Annotated in this window: 17 protein-coding genes; 11 read left to right on the top strand and 6 right to left on the bottom strand. The window is 70.2% G+C overall.

Translation table 11 applies throughout. The annotated features are described in order from the left end of the window. Window positions 1–70 precede the first annotated feature (70 nt). From A9977_RS30730 to A9977_RS30715, 4 genes are all read left to right on the top strand, one after another. Window positions 71–1,282 (top strand): CaiB/BaiF CoA-transferase family protein, encoded by a 1,212-nt coding sequence (locus A9977_RS30730; RefSeq protein WP_183028592.1) that lies wholly within the window; start codon window positions 71–73, stop codon window positions 1,280–1,282. After that, on the top strand, window positions 1,279–1,731 hold the full coding sequence (locus A9977_RS30725; protein ID WP_183028591.1) for a MaoC family dehydratase: 453 nt from the start codon (window positions 1,279–1,281) through the stop codon (window positions 1,729–1,731). Before A9977_RS30730 ends, A9977_RS30725 begins: the two co-directional genes overlap by 4 nt. A 12-nt stretch (window positions 1,732–1,743) precedes the next feature. Next, complete coding sequence (locus tag A9977_RS30720) at window positions 1,744–2,547, top strand: IclR family transcriptional regulator (protein WP_183028590.1); 804 nt, start codon at window positions 1,744–1,746, stop codon at window positions 2,545–2,547. A 118-nt stretch (window positions 2,548–2,665) separates the two neighbouring features. Next, window positions 2,666–3,721 carry a pirin family protein gene (locus A9977_RS30715; RefSeq protein ID WP_183028589.1) on the top strand — a complete coding sequence of 352 codons (1,056 nt, stop codon included), beginning with the start codon at window positions 2,666–2,668 and terminating at the stop codon, window positions 3,719–3,721. A 13-nt stretch (window positions 3,722–3,734) separates the two neighbouring features. Here A9977_RS30715 and A9977_RS30710 read toward each other — a convergent pair whose 3' ends face one another. Together A9977_RS30710 and A9977_RS30705 are read right to left on the bottom strand one after the other, a co-directional pair. After that, complete coding sequence (locus A9977_RS30710; protein WP_183028588.1) at window positions 3,735–4,124, bottom strand: DUF1090 domain-containing protein; 390 nt, start codon at window positions 4,122–4,124, stop codon at window positions 3,735–3,737. Window positions 4,125–4,153: 29 nt separating this feature from the next. Next, window positions 4,154–5,059, bottom strand: a complete 906-nt coding sequence (locus A9977_RS30705) for a LysR family transcriptional regulator (RefSeq protein WP_183028587.1) — start codon at window positions 5,057–5,059, stop codon at window positions 4,154–4,156. Between the two features lie 111 nt (window positions 5,060–5,170). Between A9977_RS30705 and A9977_RS30700 the strand changes: the two genes are divergently transcribed. The 4 genes from A9977_RS30700 to A9977_RS30685 all read left to right on the top strand — a co-directional run bounded on the left by A9977_RS30700 (window position 5,171) and on the right by A9977_RS30685 (window position 9,217). Next, the gene (locus tag A9977_RS30700; protein ID WP_183028586.1) at window positions 5,171–6,526 is read left to right on the top strand and encodes an acyclic terpene utilization AtuA family protein; all 1,356 of its coding nucleotides are present in this window, start codon (window positions 5,171–5,173) and stop codon (window positions 6,524–6,526) included. 9 nt (window positions 6,527–6,535) lie between these two features. Next, entirely contained in the window at window positions 6,536–6,889 is a 354-nt protein-coding gene (locus A9977_RS30695) for a hypothetical protein (RefSeq protein WP_183028585.1), read from the top strand. Window positions 6,890–6,915: 26 nt separating this feature from the next. Continuing rightward, window positions 6,916–7,899 (top strand): tripartite tricarboxylate transporter substrate binding protein, encoded by a 984-nt coding sequence (locus A9977_RS30690; protein ID WP_183028584.1) that lies wholly within the window; start codon window positions 6,916–6,918, stop codon window positions 7,897–7,899. 91 nt (window positions 7,900–7,990) lie between these two features. Further along, window positions 7,991–9,217, top strand: a complete 1,227-nt coding sequence (locus tag A9977_RS30685; RefSeq protein ID WP_259652219.1) for a nitrate/nitrite transporter — start codon at window positions 7,991–7,993, stop codon at window positions 9,215–9,217. Window positions 9,218–9,220: 3 nt separating this feature from the next. On the opposite strand, the gene A9977_RS30680 is transcribed toward A9977_RS30685, so the two are convergent. Then, window positions 9,221–9,865, bottom strand: coding sequence for a TetR/AcrR family transcriptional regulator (locus A9977_RS30680; RefSeq protein WP_183028583.1), 645 nt, complete (start codon window positions 9,863–9,865; stop codon window positions 9,221–9,223). A gap of 104 nt (window positions 9,866–9,969) precedes the next feature. Between A9977_RS30680 and A9977_RS30675 the strand changes: the two genes are divergently transcribed. Beyond that, entirely contained in the window at window positions 9,970–10,377 is a 408-nt protein-coding gene (locus A9977_RS30675) for a VOC family protein (RefSeq protein ID WP_183028582.1), read from the top strand. Window positions 10,378–10,387: 10 nt separating this feature from the next. Here A9977_RS30675 and A9977_RS30670 read toward each other — a convergent pair whose 3' ends face one another. Continuing rightward, complete coding sequence (locus tag A9977_RS30670; RefSeq protein WP_183028581.1) at window positions 10,388–11,377, bottom strand: tripartite tricarboxylate transporter substrate binding protein; 990 nt, start codon at window positions 11,375–11,377, stop codon at window positions 10,388–10,390. Between the two features lie 40 nt (window positions 11,378–11,417). After that, window positions 11,418–12,509 (bottom strand): tartrate dehydrogenase, encoded by a 1,092-nt coding sequence (locus A9977_RS30665; protein ID WP_183028580.1) that lies wholly within the window; start codon window positions 12,507–12,509, stop codon window positions 11,418–11,420. Between the two features lie 115 nt (window positions 12,510–12,624). On the opposite strand from A9977_RS30665, the gene A9977_RS30660 reads away from it, so the two are divergent. Both A9977_RS30660 and A9977_RS30655 read left to right on the top strand, forming a co-directional pair. Further along, a complete protein-coding gene (locus A9977_RS30660; protein WP_183028579.1) occupies window positions 12,625–13,557 on the top strand; it encodes a LysR substrate-binding domain-containing protein in 933 nt (310 codons plus the stop codon). Between the two features lie 65 nt (window positions 13,558–13,622). Further along, window positions 13,623–13,931: a putative quinol monooxygenase gene (locus A9977_RS30655; protein WP_183028578.1), complete on the top strand. Its 309-nt coding sequence runs from the start codon at window positions 13,623–13,625 to the stop codon at window positions 13,929–13,931. 62 nt (window positions 13,932–13,993) lie between these two features. On the opposite strand, the gene gap is transcribed toward A9977_RS30655, so the two are convergent. Beyond that, complete coding sequence (gene gap, locus A9977_RS30650; RefSeq protein ID WP_183028577.1) at window positions 13,994–14,995, bottom strand: type I glyceraldehyde-3-phosphate dehydrogenase; 1,002 nt, start codon at window positions 14,993–14,995, stop codon at window positions 13,994–13,996. Window positions 14,996–15,006: the final 11 nt, after the last annotated feature.

Raw genomic sequence — 15,006 nt, 5'->3', positions numbered from 1 at the left:
TGTATTGTCGATTAGGGTTTTCCGCGACAAGGCGCACGCATGCCAACTCATATGAACTTACTGTTTGCTCATGCTTGATTCATCGACTCCGGAGGCCTTGCCGCTGGCCGGCCTGCGCGTGCTGGATTTCAGCCAGTTCCTGGCCGGCCCCTCGTGTGCGCTGCGGCTGGCCGACCTGGGCGCGGACGTGGTCAAGGTCGAACGGCCCGACGGGGGCGACCTGTGCCGCGGCCTGGTGCTGGCCGACCAGACCTTCGAGGGCGACAGCGCGCTGTTCCACACCATCAACCGGCGCAAGCGCAGCTTCGCGGCCGACCTGAAGGCGCCGGCCGACCTGGCGCGGGTGAAGGCGCTGATCGCAGGCGCCGACGTGATGATCCACAACTTCCGCCCCGGCGTGATGGAGCGCATCGGGCTCGACGCGGCCAGTGCGATGGCGCTCAACCCGCGCCTCGTCTACGCGGCCGTCACCGGCTACGGCGAGGAGGGCCCGTGGCGCGACAAGCCCGGCCAGGACCTGCTGGTGCAGTCGCTCTCGGGCCTGGCCTGGCTGGGCGGCGATGCGCACGCCGACGGCAGCGGCCCGCCGGTGCCGGCCGGCGTCTCGATGATCGACGTGATCACCGGCGCGCACCTGGTGCAGGGCATCCTCGCGGCGCTGCTGCGGCGCGGCGTGACCGGGCGCGGCGGCCGGGTCGACGTGAGCCTGCTCGAGTCGGCGCTGGACCTGCAGTTCGAGCCCTTCACCGCCTTCCTCAACGGCGACGGCAGCCAGCCCGCGCGCACCGCCGAGAACCATGCGAGCGTGCACGGCGCCGCGCCCTACGGCATCTACCGCACGCGCGACGGCTTCATGGCGGTGGCGATGACGCCGATGGACAAGCTCGCGCAGCTGATCGGCAGCGACGCGCTGGCCGCGCTGGCGGCCGACCGCGGCGGGTGGTTCCGCAACCGCGACGCGCTCAAGCAGCAGCTGCAGCAGGACCTGCTGGCGCAGGACAGCGCCCACTGGCTCGCCATCCTCGAGCCGGCCGGCGTGTGGTGCGCCGACGTGCTGCGCTGGCCGCAGCTCACCGCCCACCCGGCTTTCGCGGCGCTGGGCATGACGCAGACCATCCGCAGCGCCAGCGGCGCCACGATGCAGACCACGCGCTGCCCGATCCGCATCGACGGCCGGCGGCTCTACAGCGCGGAGGGCGCGCCGCGCCTGGGTGCCGACACCGAGGCCATCGCACGCGAGTACGGCCTGCCTTCCTCACCTTCCTCCTCTTTCGCACCATGACCCACGAGCAATTCTTCGAAGACTACGTGCCGGGCGCCACGCGCACCACCACCGGCCGCACCCTCACCGAGGCCGACATCGTGCTGCACGCCGGCCAGACCGGCGACTTCTTCCCGCACCACATGGACGCCGCCTGGTGCGCCACGCAGGACTTCGGCCAGCGCATCGCGCACGGCACGCTGGTCTTCAGCGTGGGGATCGGCCTGACGGCCACGGTGATCAACCCGCGCGCCATGTCCTACGGCTACGACCGCCTGCGCTTCGTGAAGCCGGTGTTCATCGGCGACACGCTCTACTCCAAGGTGGAGATCAGCGACAAGCGCGACCACCCCAAGCGCAGCGGCCACGGCATCGTGGTCGAGACCGTGACCGTGACCAACCAGCGGCAGGAGACGGTGCTGGTCTGCGAGCACCTGCACATCGTCGAAAGGCGTTCGGCACAGGGCTAAACTGATCGGCCCATGAAGCACACCACCGCCCCCGAGACCGACGACACCGACGCCGAACGCCGCCCCAAGTACGCGGTGCCGGCGGTCGAGAAGGCACTCGACGTGCTCGAGCTGCTGTCGGCGCAGGCGGTGCCGATGACGCAGGCGCAGCTGGCGCGGGCGCTGGGCCGCGAGCCCAGCGAGCTGTTCCGCATGCTCAGCGCGCTGGAGGCGCGCGGCTACCTGCGGCGCGAGGACAACGGCGGCTACGTGCTCACGCTCAAGCTGTTCGAACTGAGCCGCACCCATTCGCCGCACGAGCAGCTGCTGCGCGCGGCCACGGCGCCGATGCGCGAACTGGTCGACAACATCCGCGAGTCCTGCCACCTGAGCGTGCTGCACCGCGACCAGCTGCTGGTGCTGACGCAGGTCGATGCGCCGACCTCGATCCGGCTGTCGGTCGAGGCCGGCTCGCTGCATTCGGCGGTCGACACGCTGTCGGGCCAGGTGCTGCTGGCCAACTCGCCGGAGGACGAGCGCGACGAGCTGCTCGGCCGCCGCGCCGAGTACCAGCGCCGCAGCGCCGACGAACGCACCGCCTACCTGGCGCTGCTGGCCAAGATGCGCGCCGACGGCTGGGGCTATGCCGAGAACGCGCGCTTCGTGGGCGGCCGCGACCTGAGCGTGCCGGTCGGCAACCCGCGCGGCCGCACCCGCGCCGTGCTCACCATCGCCTCGCTGCGCGGCACCCACACCGCGCACGACGACCTGTTCGATCTGCTGCCGCGGCTGCAGCGCTGCGCCGAGGACATCGGGCGCATCGCGGGCATCGCCTAGCCGTTCCGCTGGCGCAACAGCCTGTCTTCCGCGGCGGCCTTTGCGGCGGCCGATCCGGCCCCATATTCGAGGCTGGATCGCCGCGCCCCATCGGCCCGGCACACACAAGGAAGACCCCATGACCGACCCCATCGTCCAGATCAAGCCCCTCGGCTTTCCGTGGGAGACCATCGACCCGTTCCTGTTCTGCGCGTACCACGACGACGCCTACCCCGCGGCCAATGGCGCGATGGGGCCGGCCGCCTCGCTGGCAGGGCGCGCCATCGGCCAGGACTTCAGCCGCAAGGACGGCTGGAGCATGTACCACGGGGAGGAGATCCCCGGCTTCCCGGGCCATCCGCACCGCGGCTTCGAGACCGTGACCATCGTGCGCAAGGGCCTGATCGACCATTCCGACTCGCTGGGCGCGGCCGCGCGCTTCGGCGGCGGCGACGTGCAGTGGCTGACCGCGGGCAAGGGCATCGTGCATTCGGAGATGTTCCCGCTGCTCGATGCGGGCGCGCCCAATCCGCTGGAGCTGTTCCAGATCTGGCTCAACCTGCCGGCCAGCCACAAGATGGTGGCGCCGCACTTCACCATGTTCTGGGCCGAGGACGTGCCGCGCTTCACCGCCACCGACGGCGAGGGCCGCAGCACGGACGTGGCCTGCGTGGCCGGCCGCATCGGGCCGGTGGACGGCGCCCCCGGCAGCACCGGCGGGCCACTCGCGCCGCCGCCCGATTCGTGGGCCGCGCAGGAGGGCTCGGACGTGGCCATCTGGACGGTCCGCATGGCACCCGGCGCCCGCTGGACGCTGCCGGCCGCGCTGGGCACCGGCACGCGCCGCAGCCTCTACTTCTTCAAGGGCGCGTCGGTGCAGGTCGGCGGCCGCGAGGTGACCGGCCATGCGGCGATCGAGCTGCGCGCCGACCAGGCGGTGGAGCTGCTCAACGGCGCGGTCGAGGGCGAGTTCCTGGTGCTCCAGGGCAAGCCCATCGCCGAGCCGGTGGCGCAGTACGGTCCCTTCGTGATGAACACGCAGGCCGAGATCGCGCAGACCATGCAGGACTACCGCCGCACCCAGTTCGGCGGCTGGCCCTGGAAGGACGAGGCGCCGGTGCACGGCAGCGACCCGGCCCGCTTCGCGCGCCATCCGGACGGGCACGAGGAACGGCCGGTGACGGCCAAGGCCTGAGGCGCGCGGCTTTCTAGCGCGCGCCGGTGCGCAGCTTCTGCAGCTGCGCCTGTTCCTCGGCCAGCTTGGCCTCGCGGCTGGCGATCTTGTCGGCCTTGCCCTGCGCCCGTGCCTGGTCCAGGTCGCGCTGACGCTCGGCCACCTTCTTCTCCTGCCGCTGGATGCTCGCGTGGTGCGCCTTCTGCAGCTTGGCGTCGCTGCAGTTGGCCTGGGTTTCGCGCAGCGCCTTCTCGAGGCCGCGCACGCGGCTCTTCTGGCCCTTGGCCTTGGCTTCCTCGATGTCGCGCGCGATGTCGGCCTTCTTGAATTCGCAGGTGCCGGGCGCGGGCTGGGCCAGCGCGGCGTGCGGCACGAAGACCAGGGCCGCGGCGGCCATGGCGATCAGGGAGAGGGACTTGCGCATGGCATTCCTTTCGAAGGAAGAAGAGGCGCTCATCTTGCCCCAGGGCCGGCCGGAAAACTCTCCTCGAGAAAATTCAGGAAGGCGCGCACCCGCGGCGCCAGCACGCGGCCGCGCGGGTACAGCACGTAGAGCATGTCGTCGGTCTTCTCGCGGTAGTCGGCCAGGAGCGGCACCAGCGCGCCGCTGGCCAGGTCGGCCGCGATGTTGAACTCGGCCAGCCGCACCACGCCCAGGCCCTCGATGGCCAGCGTGCGCAGCAGCTCGCCCTGGTTGGCGCCGATGTGGCGCGGGATGTCGATGGTCTTGAGCGCGCCGTCGCTCTCGCGGAAGGTCCAGGCGTTCCACTGCGTGCGGATGGTGAAGTTGAGGCAGCGGTGGCGCAGCAGCTCGTCGGGCGTCTGCGGCGTGCCGTGCTCGCGCAGGTAGGCCGGCGAGGCCGCGATCACCCACGGCCGCGGCATCAGCGGCCGGCCGATCAGCGACAGCTCGGTGGGCCGGCCGCTGTGGATGGCCACGTCGATGCCCTGCTTGACGAAGTCGCCGCGCTCGGTGCCGATGATGAACTCGAGCTTGAGCGCCGGGTGGCGCGCCATCAGCGCGGGCAGCAGCGGCGCGAGCAGGTACTTGGCGGTGGTCAGCGGCGTGTGGATGTGCAGCGTGCCCGAGACCCCGGTCTCGGCCGCGCCCGCGATGTTCTCGGCCTCGGCCATCGCGTCGACCACGCGCTGGCTCGCGCGCTGGAACTGCGCGCCTTCCTCGGTCAGCCGGATCGCGCCCGCGATGCGCTCGAACAGCCGCACGTTGAGCCGCGCCTCGAGCCGCGCGATGAGCTTGCTCACGGCCGAGGGCGACAGCGCCAGCCGCCGGCCCGCGCCTGAAAAGCTGCCTTCTTCCACCACGCGGAGGAAGACCGTCATCTCGCCGAATTTGTCCATGCGGGTTTCTTTGTACTGTGCCGCGGCTTCACAGGCGCTGTGCTGCGGCGTGCGTTGTCGGGCCCCGGGGCACTGTACAGAATCGTCCGCACACACAGGAGACAAGACCACATGAGCAAGACCCTCAGGATCGGTTCGGGCGCAGCCTGGTGGGGCGACCGCGTCGAGCCCGCCGCACTGAACGCCGAGCGCGGCGAACTCGACTACCTCTGCTTCGAGACCATGGCCGAGGCCACGGTGTCGGCGGCGCAGGTGCGCGCCCGACGCGACCCCAGCTTCCCCGGCTACGACACCTACCTCGACGACCGCATGCGCGCGGTGCTGCCGGCCTGCATGCGCAACGGCACGCGCATCGTGTCGAACCAGGGCTGGATCAACCCGGTGGCGGCGGCCAAGCGCATCGTCGAGCTGCTGCAGGAGATCGGCGTGACCGGCGTGAAGGTGGCGGCCGTGAGCGGCAGCCTGATCACCGACCGCGTGCTCGAACTCACCGACACCATCCTCGAGAACGGCCAGCCCACGCACACGCTCAAGCCCACGCTGATCTCGGCCGAGGCCTACCTCGGCGCCGAACCGATCGTCGAGGCGCTGAAGGCGGGCGCGCAGATCGTGGTGACCGGCCGCGTGGCCGACCCGTCCATCTTCATGGCGCCGATGATGTACGAGTTCGGCTGGGACCCGCTCGACCATGACCGCGTGGGCGCGGGCAACGGCATCGGCCACTTGCTGGAATGCGGCGCGCAGGTGACCGGCGGCTATTTCTCCGACCCCGGCTTCAAGGACGTGCCCGAGCCCTGGAACTTCGCCTTCCCGATCGCCGAGGTCGAGGCCAACGGCGACGTGGTGATCACCAAGGTGGCCGGCAGCGGCGGGGCGGTGACGCTGCAGACGGTGAAGGAGCAGATGCTCTACGAGGTGCACGACCCGGCCAACTACCTCACGCCCGATGCGGTGGTCGACTTCACCAGCGCCAAGCTCGAGCAGCTCGGCCCCGACCGCGTGCGCGTCACCGGCCTGGGCGGCAAGCCGCGCACGCCCACGCTCAAGGTCTCGATCGGCTGCACCGAGGGCTTCATCGGCGAGGACATGTTCTTCTACGCCGGCCCGGGCGCACTGCGCCGCGCGCAGCTCGCGAAGAAGGTGCTCGAGGAGCGCTTCAAGATCGTCAAGCTGGACGCCGAGGACATGCGCGTCGACTTCCTGGGCATCAACGCGATCCACGGCGACGCGACACCGGCCGATGCGCCCGAGCCCTACGAGATCGCGGTGCGCGTGGCGGCGCGCACCAAGACCCGCGAGGAGGCCGCGAAGGTCGGCCGCGAGGTCGACGGCATGGCGGTCTCGGGCATCGCCCACACCGGCAAGCGCGTGCCGCACCAGGAGCGCACGCGCGAGGTGATCGGCGTGTGGTCCTCACTGGTGCCGCGCGAGCAGGTGCCGGCCTCCATCCAGTACTTCGAAAGCTGAGGCAACGCCATGAAAGTTCTTCTGCAACACGTGGCCCATGCGCGCTCGGGCGACAAGGGCAACACCTCGAACATCTCGGTCTTCGCCTACGAGCCCGAGTTCTACCCGCTGCTGCGCGAGCAGCTCACGGCCGCGCGCTTCAAGGCCTTCTACCGCGGCGCGATCACCGGCGAGGTGCTGCGCTACGAGGCGCGCAACATCGACGCGATGAACTTCGTCTGCCACGGTGCGCTGGGCGGCGGCGTGTCGCGCAGCCTGTGCCTGGACAACTACGGCAAGGCGCTGTCGGCCGCGGTGCTGGGCTTCGAGATCGAGGTGCCCGACGCGCTCGCGCCCAAGCTGCACGGGCAGCACCTGCTCTAGCTTCATAAGAAAAGGAGACAAGCCAGATGAAGACGACGATTCGATGCTTCGGCGTGGCCCTGCTGTCGGTGGCGGCCATGGCCGCAGCCCAGGCCCAGGCTCAGGCCCAGGGCTATCCGAACAAGCCGGTGCGGCTCATCGTGCCCTATCCGGCCGGCGGCACCACGGACATCATTGCGCGCGTCGCGGCGCAGCAGCTCGGCGAACGGCTCAAGCAGCCCTTCGTGGTCGAGAACAAGGGCGGCGCCAACGGCGCCATCGGCTCGGCCGAGGTGGCGCGTTCGCCGGCCGACGGCTACACGCTGCTGATGGGCACGGCCAGCACGCACGGCATCAACTCGGCGGTCTACAAGACGCTGCCCTACGACGCGGTGAAGGACTTCGCGCCCGTGACCATCGTCGCGAGCACGCCCAACATCATTGCGGTGCACCCGAGCGTGCCGGCGAAGAACCTGCAGGAGCTGCTGGCGCTCGCCAAGGCGCAGCCGGGCAAGCTCAACTACGGCTCGACCAGCCTGGGCGGTTCGCCGCACATGAGCGCCGAACTGCTCAAGATGATGGCCCACGTCGACATGCTGCACGTGCCGTACAAGGGCGCCGCGCCCATGCTCACCGACCTGATGGGCGGCCAGGTGCAGGTGGGCTTCGACAACCTGCCCTCGACCATCAATTTCGTGCGCAGCGGCAAGGTGCGCGCCATCGCCGTGACCACCGCGCAGCGCTGGCCCGGCGCGCCCGAGATCCCGACCGTGGCCGAGAGCGGCGTGCCGGGCTACGAGGTGTCGGGCTGGTTCGGCCTGCTGGCACCGGCGGGCACGCCGCCGGCCGTGCTGAAGACCATCCAGCAGGCCATCGCCGAAGCCGTGAAGCAGCCCGAGGTGAACAAGCAGATGCTCGACCTGGGCGCGCTGCCCGTGGCCAACACGCCCGAGGCCTTCGCCGCGCTGGTGCAGGCCGACGTCGCCAAGTGGCGCGAGGTGGTGAAGAGCACCGGCGTGAAGCTCGACTGACCCGGCAGGGCGCCGCGCGCGACAGCCGCGCGCGGCGCGAGCGGTTAGGCTCGCTGTCGCATTGGCTTTGCGCCCCGTGCGCGCGACAAGAATGACAACGAGCCCCTCGAGACAAGTCCCGCCCTGGCTGATGCTGCTGGCGCTGATCGGCGCCTTCGCGCTGAGCCAGGCCTTCCGCACCATCGCCGCCATCCTGGCCACGCCGCTGCAGGCCGAGTTCGGCCTGTCGCCGCAGGCGCTGGGCGTGTTCGCGGGCGCCTTCCACTTCGCCTTCGGCGCGCTGCAGTTGCTGATGGGCATCAGCATCGACCTGCAGGGCGTGCGGCGCACGGTGCTGATGGCCTTCCCGCTGGCCATCGTGGGCGCGCTGCTGTCGGCGCTGGCGCCCAGCTTCGGCGTGCTGGTGGTGGGGCAGGTGCTGATCGGGGTGGGCTGCGCGCCGGCTTTCCTGGTGTGCACCGTGTTCATCGCGCGCCAGTTCCCGCCCGAGCGCTTCGCCGCGGTGTCGGGCCTGACGCTGGGCGTGGGCTCGCTGGGCATGCTGCTGACCGGCACACCGCTGGCATGGCTGGTGCAGGCCACCTCCTGGCGCACCGGCTTCCTCGCGCTGGCCGTGGGCTCGGCACTGGCCTGGGCGCTGATCCTCTGGCTGGTGCGGGAGCCGCCGGCACCGGTCGCGGCTTCGGAACGCCCGTCGGTGCTGGGCGCGCTGCGCAGCTACGGCGCGCTGTTCGCGCTGCCGCACACGCTGGGCATCCTGGCGCTGGCGGCCGTGACCTATGCCTCCTTCATCTCGCTGCGCGGCCTGTGGCTGGGCCCGCTGCTGATCGAGCGCCACGGCTTCTCGCTGGTGCAGAGCGGCAACGTGGCGATCGCGGTGTCGGTGGTCGGCATGTTCGGCCCGATCCTGTTCGGCCGCTTCGACCCCGGCGCGGCGCGGCGCCGCTGGATCGTGGGCTTCACCTTCGCGGTGGCCGCGATCTTCGCGGTGATGGCCTTCAACCCCGGGGCCGCGCTCGACGTGGCGGGCGCGATCGCGGGCGGCCTGCTGTCGGGCTACATCGTGCTGCAGTACGCCGACGTGAAGGCCGCCTACCCACCCGCGATGACGGGCCGCGCGATGGCGGTGTTCACGATGGCGATGTTCCTGGGCGTGGCCGTGATGCAGTGGCTCACGGGCGCGGTGGCCTCGGCCGCCTCGGCCCACGGCGCCGATCCCTTCGTGAGCGTGCTGCTCACCATCGCGGGCCTGCTGGTGGCCGGGGCCCTGGCCTTCGTTTGGCTGCCGAAACCGGCCAGCGCCGCGAAGGCCGGCTGAGCTTCAGGCGGCCAGGCCGTGCTCGACCATGTCGAGCAGGCGCTGCCCCACCTGCTGCATCTGCGGGCCGATCACCGGGCCCAGCGGCCCGTCCAGCACCAGCATCGCCAGGCCGTGCACGGCCGACCAGGCCAGGAACTCGGCGCCGGGCCGGCGTTCGGCCGGCATCACGCCGGCGGCCACCATGCGGTCGAGCGCCTCGCCCAGCAGCTGGAACGGGTTCTTGCCGCTGGGCCCGGCACGGGCCGGGTCGACCGGGCCCTTGAGGTCGTCCGACGCCGCATAGGCCGTGAGGAACAGCCCGTGTTCGGCCTGGGCGAAGCGCAGGTAGCCGGTGCCGATGGCGCGCAGCGCCGCGCGCGCGGCCTCGGCCGGCGGCAGGCCCGCGGGCACGGCGGCCAGTTCGGCCTCCATCGCGGCGGCCGAGGCCGACAGCGCCGCGGCGCGCACCGCCTTCAACAGGTCGTCACGGCTGCCGAAGTGACGGTAGGCCGCGTTGGGCACGACGCCGGCCTGGCGCGTGACCTCGCGCAGCACCACGGCCTCGGGCCCGCCGGTGCGCGCCAGCGCGAGGCCCGCCTCGAGCAAGGCACGCCGCAGGTCGCCATGGCGGTAGGTGCTGCGGACAGGCTGCGGAACGGAACGCATGGCTCGGGATTCTCCTTTGTGGACAGCGTCCATTGTCTGAGCTATGGTTTGTGTACAGCGTACACAAATTGCGATCCACTTGCTCGTCAAAGGAAAGAAAGACCATGGCCACCCAGATCTTCGTCAACCTGCCGGTCAAGGACCTGAAGAAGTCCGTCGACTTCTTCACCGCGCTCGGCTACACCTTCAACCCGCAGTTCACCGACGAGAACGCGACCTGCATGATCGTGAGCGAGGGTCACATCCACGTGATGCTGCTGGTGGAGACGTTCTTCAAGACCTTCACGCCCAAGCCCATCGCCGACGCCAAGGCCGCCACCGAGGTGCTGATCGCGCTGTCGTGCGAGAGCCGCGCGCAGGTCGACGAGATGGTGAGGAAGGCCGTGGCCGCTGGCGGCCGCACGCCCACGCAGCCGCAGGACCTCGGCTTCATGTACCAGCACGGCTACGAGGACCTCGACGGCCACATCTGGGAGCTGGTGTACATGGAACCCGGCGCGATCCCGGGCTGAAGGGCGGCGCCTATTCGATCACGACCTTGCCGTCCTTCACCAGCCGGGCGAAGCGGGTAGTCTCGTCGGCGATCTGCCGCGCCATCTGCTCGGGCGTGCCGCCCAGCGGCTCGGCGCCGATGGCCTGCATGCGCTTGGCGAAATCCGGCGACTGGATGATCTTCACCATCTCGGCGTTGAGCCGCGCGATGACCTCCTTGGGCGTGGCGGCCGGTGCCAGCACGCCGAACCAGGTGCCGATGTCGAAGCCCTGGAGCCCGGCCTCTTCCAGCGTGGGCACCTCGGGCAGCACCGAGGAGCGTTTGGCCGTGGTCACCGCCAGCGCGCGCAGCTTGCCGCCCTGGATGTGCTGCAGCACCGGCGTGATCGTGTCGAAAGACAACGCGATCTGGCCGCCCAGCAGGTCGGTGGTCAGCGGGCCGCTGCCCTTGTAGGGCACATGCAGCAGTTCGGTGCCGGTGCTGGCCTGGAACTGCGTGCCGATCAGGTGCTGCGCGGTGCCGTTGCCGTTCGAGCCGTAGGCCAGCTTCGCCGGCGCCGACTTCGCGAGCGCGACCAGCTCGGCCACGTTGCGCGCCGGCGTGAGCGCGGCATTGACCACCAGCACGTTGGGCACCATCGCCACGGTGCTCACCGGCGCCAGGTCCTTCTGGAAATCGTAGGGCAGCTTCTTGTAGACGCTGGTCGCGATGGTGTGGTGCACCGCGCCCATCAGCAAGGTGTAGCCGTCGGGCCTGGCCTTGGCCACGTAGTCGGCGCCGAGCGTGGCGCCGGCGCCGGGCTTGCTCTCGACCACCACCGGCTGGCCGAGGCTCTGCGACAGCCGGTCGGCCAGCGCGCGCGCCAGCACGTCGGTGGTGCCGCCGGCGGGGAAGGGCACGATCAGGTTGATCGGCCGCGTGGGCCAGGCCTGGGCCCAGGCCAGGGTCGACGAGAGGCCGAGCGCGAGCAGGGCCGCGTGCACGAGCTGCCGGCGATGCGGCTGGAAGGGGATGCGCATGGTTTGTCTCCGTCTTTGTTTTTGGGGAGGGGGCCGGGGCTCAGGCCGCGCGGCGTTCGCCGTGCGCGTCGGCGATGAACTCGCAGACCGCGCGCGTGACCGCCTCGGTGGTGGCCGTGCCGCCGAGGTCGCGCGTGTGCAGCGCGGGGTTGGCCGTCACCTGCTCGACCGCCTGCATCACGCGCGCCGCGGCCGCGGGCTCGCCCAGGTGCTCGAGCAGCATCACGACCGACCAGAAGGTGCCGACCGGGTTGGCCAGGCCCTGGCCCATGATGTCGAAGGCCGAGCCGTGGATCGGCTCGAACATCGAGGGGTATCGGCGCTCGGGGTCGATGTTGCCGGTGGGCGCAATGCCCAGGCTGCCGGCCAGCGCCGCGGCCAGGTCGCTCAGGATGTCGGCGTGCAGGTTGGTCGCGACCAGCGTGTCGAGCGTGGCCGGCCGGTTGACCATGCGCGCGGTGGCGGCGTCGACCAGCTCCTTGTCCCAGCGCACGTCGGGGAACTCGGCCGCGACCTGCACCGCGATCTCGTCCCACATCACCATCGCGTGGCGCTGCGCATTGCTCTTGGTCACCACGGTGAGCAGCTTGCGCGGCCGCGACTGCGCCAGCCTGAAGGCGAAGCGCATGATCCGCTCGACGCCGGCGCGGGTCATCATGCTCACGTCGGTGGCGGCCTCGATCGGATGGCCCTGGTGCACCCGGCCGCCCACGCCCGCGTACTCGCCCTCGGAGTTCTCGCGCACGATCACCCAGTCGAGGTCCTGCGGGCCACAGCGCTTGAGCGGGCCGTCGATGCCCGGCAGGATGCGCGTGGGCCGCACGTTGGCGTACTGGTCGAAGCCCTGGCAGATCTTCAGCCGCAGGCCCCACAGCGTGATGTGGTCGGGGATGTGCGGGTCGCCGGCGGAACCGAACAGGATGGCGTCCTTGCCGCGCAAGGCATCGAGGCCATCGGCCGGCATCATCTCGCCGTGGGCGCGGAACCAGTCGCCGCCCCAGCCGAAATCCTCGAACTCGAAGCGCAGCGTGCCCTCGGCCGCGGCCAGCGCCTCCATCACCTGCCGGCCGGCGGGGATCACTTCCTTGCCGATGCCGTCGCCCGGGATGGTGGCGATGCGATAGGTCTTCATGGTGTCTTCCTTCATGTGCGGTGGTCTGGATGACGCAATGTAGGATCGACCGGCACGAAGCATTCAGTCCCGAATTGAATCCATCGTTAACTTCAATTCAACAGTGGAGAAGGCCGTGAGCACGTCCATCCAGCCCGCCGAACTGGGCTTCTTCTCGACCCTGGCCGCGGCCGGCAGCCTGAGCGCGGCGGCGCGCGAGATGGGCGTGACCACGCCCGCGGTGAGCAAGCGGCTGGCGCTGATGGAGGCCCGGCTGGGCCTGACGCTGGTCAACCGCACCACGCGGCGCATGGGCCTCACGCCCGAGGGCGAGCTGTACCTGGCGCATGCGCGCCGCATCCTGGGCGAGATCGAGGACATGGCCCAGCTGCTGGGCCAGGCCAAGGGCGAGCCGCAGGGCCTGCTGCGGGTCAACGCGACGCTGGGCTTCGGCCGCAGCCATGTGGCGCCGGTGATCTCGCGCTTCGCGCGCCGCTACCCAGAAGTCGATGTGCAGCTGCAGCTGTCGGTCAACCCGCCGCCGCTGACCGACGATGCCTTCGACGTCTGCATCCGCTTCGGCATGCCGCCCGACACGCGCGTGATCGCGCGGCGCATCGCCTCGAACCGGCGGTTGCTGTGCGCCGCGCCGGCCTACCTCGCGCGCGCGGGGACGCCGCGGGTGCCGAACGACCTCGCGCGCCACGCCTGCATCGGCATCCGGCAGGGCGACGAGGCCTACGGCACCTGGCGCCTGACCAGTGGCCGCGGCGCCACCGAGCGCACGCAGGCGGTGAAGACGCGCGGCCCGCTGGCCACCAACGACGGCGAGATCGCGGTGAGCTGGGCGCTCGACGGCCACGGCATCGTGATGCGGGCCGAATGGGACATCGCGCGCTACCTGCGCAGCGGCCGGCTGGTGCAGGTGCTGCCCGGCTGGCGCACGCCCGAGGCCGACATCCACGCGGTGTACCCGCAGCGCCACCAGCTGTCGACGCGGGTGCGGGCCTTCGTCGATTTCATGGCGGCGGCGCTGGCCAGGGGCGAGGCCGGCCAGGCTGGCAAATAGGTGTCAGGCGCCTCGGCGGGGCCCGGGTTAGATTCGTGCTCCCAACCCAGGAGAAGCTCTTCACCATGATCCATGTCCTCGCCATCATCACCGCCAAGCCCGGCCTGCGCGCCCAGGTCCTCGAGGCCTTCCAGGCCAACGTGCCGGCGGTGCTCGCCGAAGAAGGCTGCATCGAATACGCCGCGACCGTGGACGCGGCCGGCATGCCGCCTTCGCGCGGCACCTTCGGCGAGGACACCTTCGTGGTGATCGAGCGCTGGGAGAGCGTGGCGGCGCTGCAGGCGCACGCCGCGTCGGCGCACATGGCGGCCTATGGCGCCAAGGTCAAGGACTGGACCGCGAGCCGCGCGATCCACGTGCTCGAAGCGGTCTGACAGATCCCGAGCCCAACGAAAAAACGCGCCCGAGGGCGCGTTTTTCGTTCGGTCCGCGAAGCTTACTTCGACACGACCTTGACCATCTCCAGGCACTTGTTCGAGTAGCCCCATTCGTTGTCGTACCAGCTCACGAGCTTGACGAAGGTGCTGTCGAGCGCGATGCCGGCTTCGGCGTCGAAGATCGAGGTGCGCGGGTCGCCGCGGAAGTCGGTGGCCACCACCTTGTCTTCCGTGTAGCCCAGGATGCCCTTGAGCGGACCTTCGCTCTGGGCCTTCATCTCGGCGCAGATTTCCTTGTAGGTCGCTTCCTTTTCCAGCTCGACCGTCAGGTCGACCACCGACACGTCGGAGGTCGGCACGCGGAAGCTCATGCCGGTGAGCTTCTTGTTGAGCTCGGGGATCACCACGCCCACGGCCTTGGCCGCGCCCGTCGACGACGGGATGATGTTTTCCAGGATGCCGCGGCCGCCGCGCCAGTCCTTGTTGCTCGGGCCGTCGACGGTCTTCTGCGTGGCGGTGGCCGCGTGCACGGTGGTCATCAGGCCGCGCTTGATGCCCCACTTGTCGTTGAGCACCTTGGCCAGCGGGGCCAGGCAGTTGGTGGTGCAGCTGGCGTTGCTCACGATGGCTTCGCCGGCGTACTTCTTGTCGTTCACGCCGTAGACGAACATCGGGGTGTCGTCCTTCGAGGGGGCCGACAGGATCACCTTCTTGGCGCCCGCGTCGATGTGCTTCTGCGCGGTTTCCTTGGTCAGGAACAGGCCGGTCGACTCGAGCACCACGTCGGCGCCGACTTCGTTCCACTTGAGGTTCGCGGGGTCGCGTTCCTGCGTCAGGCGGATCTTCTTGCCGTTGACGATCAGCGTGTTGCCGTCGACCGAGACCTCGCCCTGGAAGCGGCCGTGCACCGAGTCGTACTGCAGCATGTAGGCCAGGTAGTCAGGCTCGAGCAGGTCGTTGATGGCAACGATCTCGATCTCGTTCCTGAAGTTCTGGACGGCGGCGCGCAGCACGTTGCGACCGATGCGGCCGAAGCCGTTGATACCGAGTTTGATAGCCATCTGACTTGCTC

The sequence above is a fragment of the Variovorax sp. UMC13 genome (assembly GCF_014170375.1).
GTDB lineage: Bacteria > Pseudomonadota > Gammaproteobacteria > Burkholderiales > Burkholderiaceae_C > Variovorax.
The sequence above is the reverse complement of the archived record's forward strand: the minus strand, read 5'-3'. Positions and strand labels throughout refer to the sequence as shown.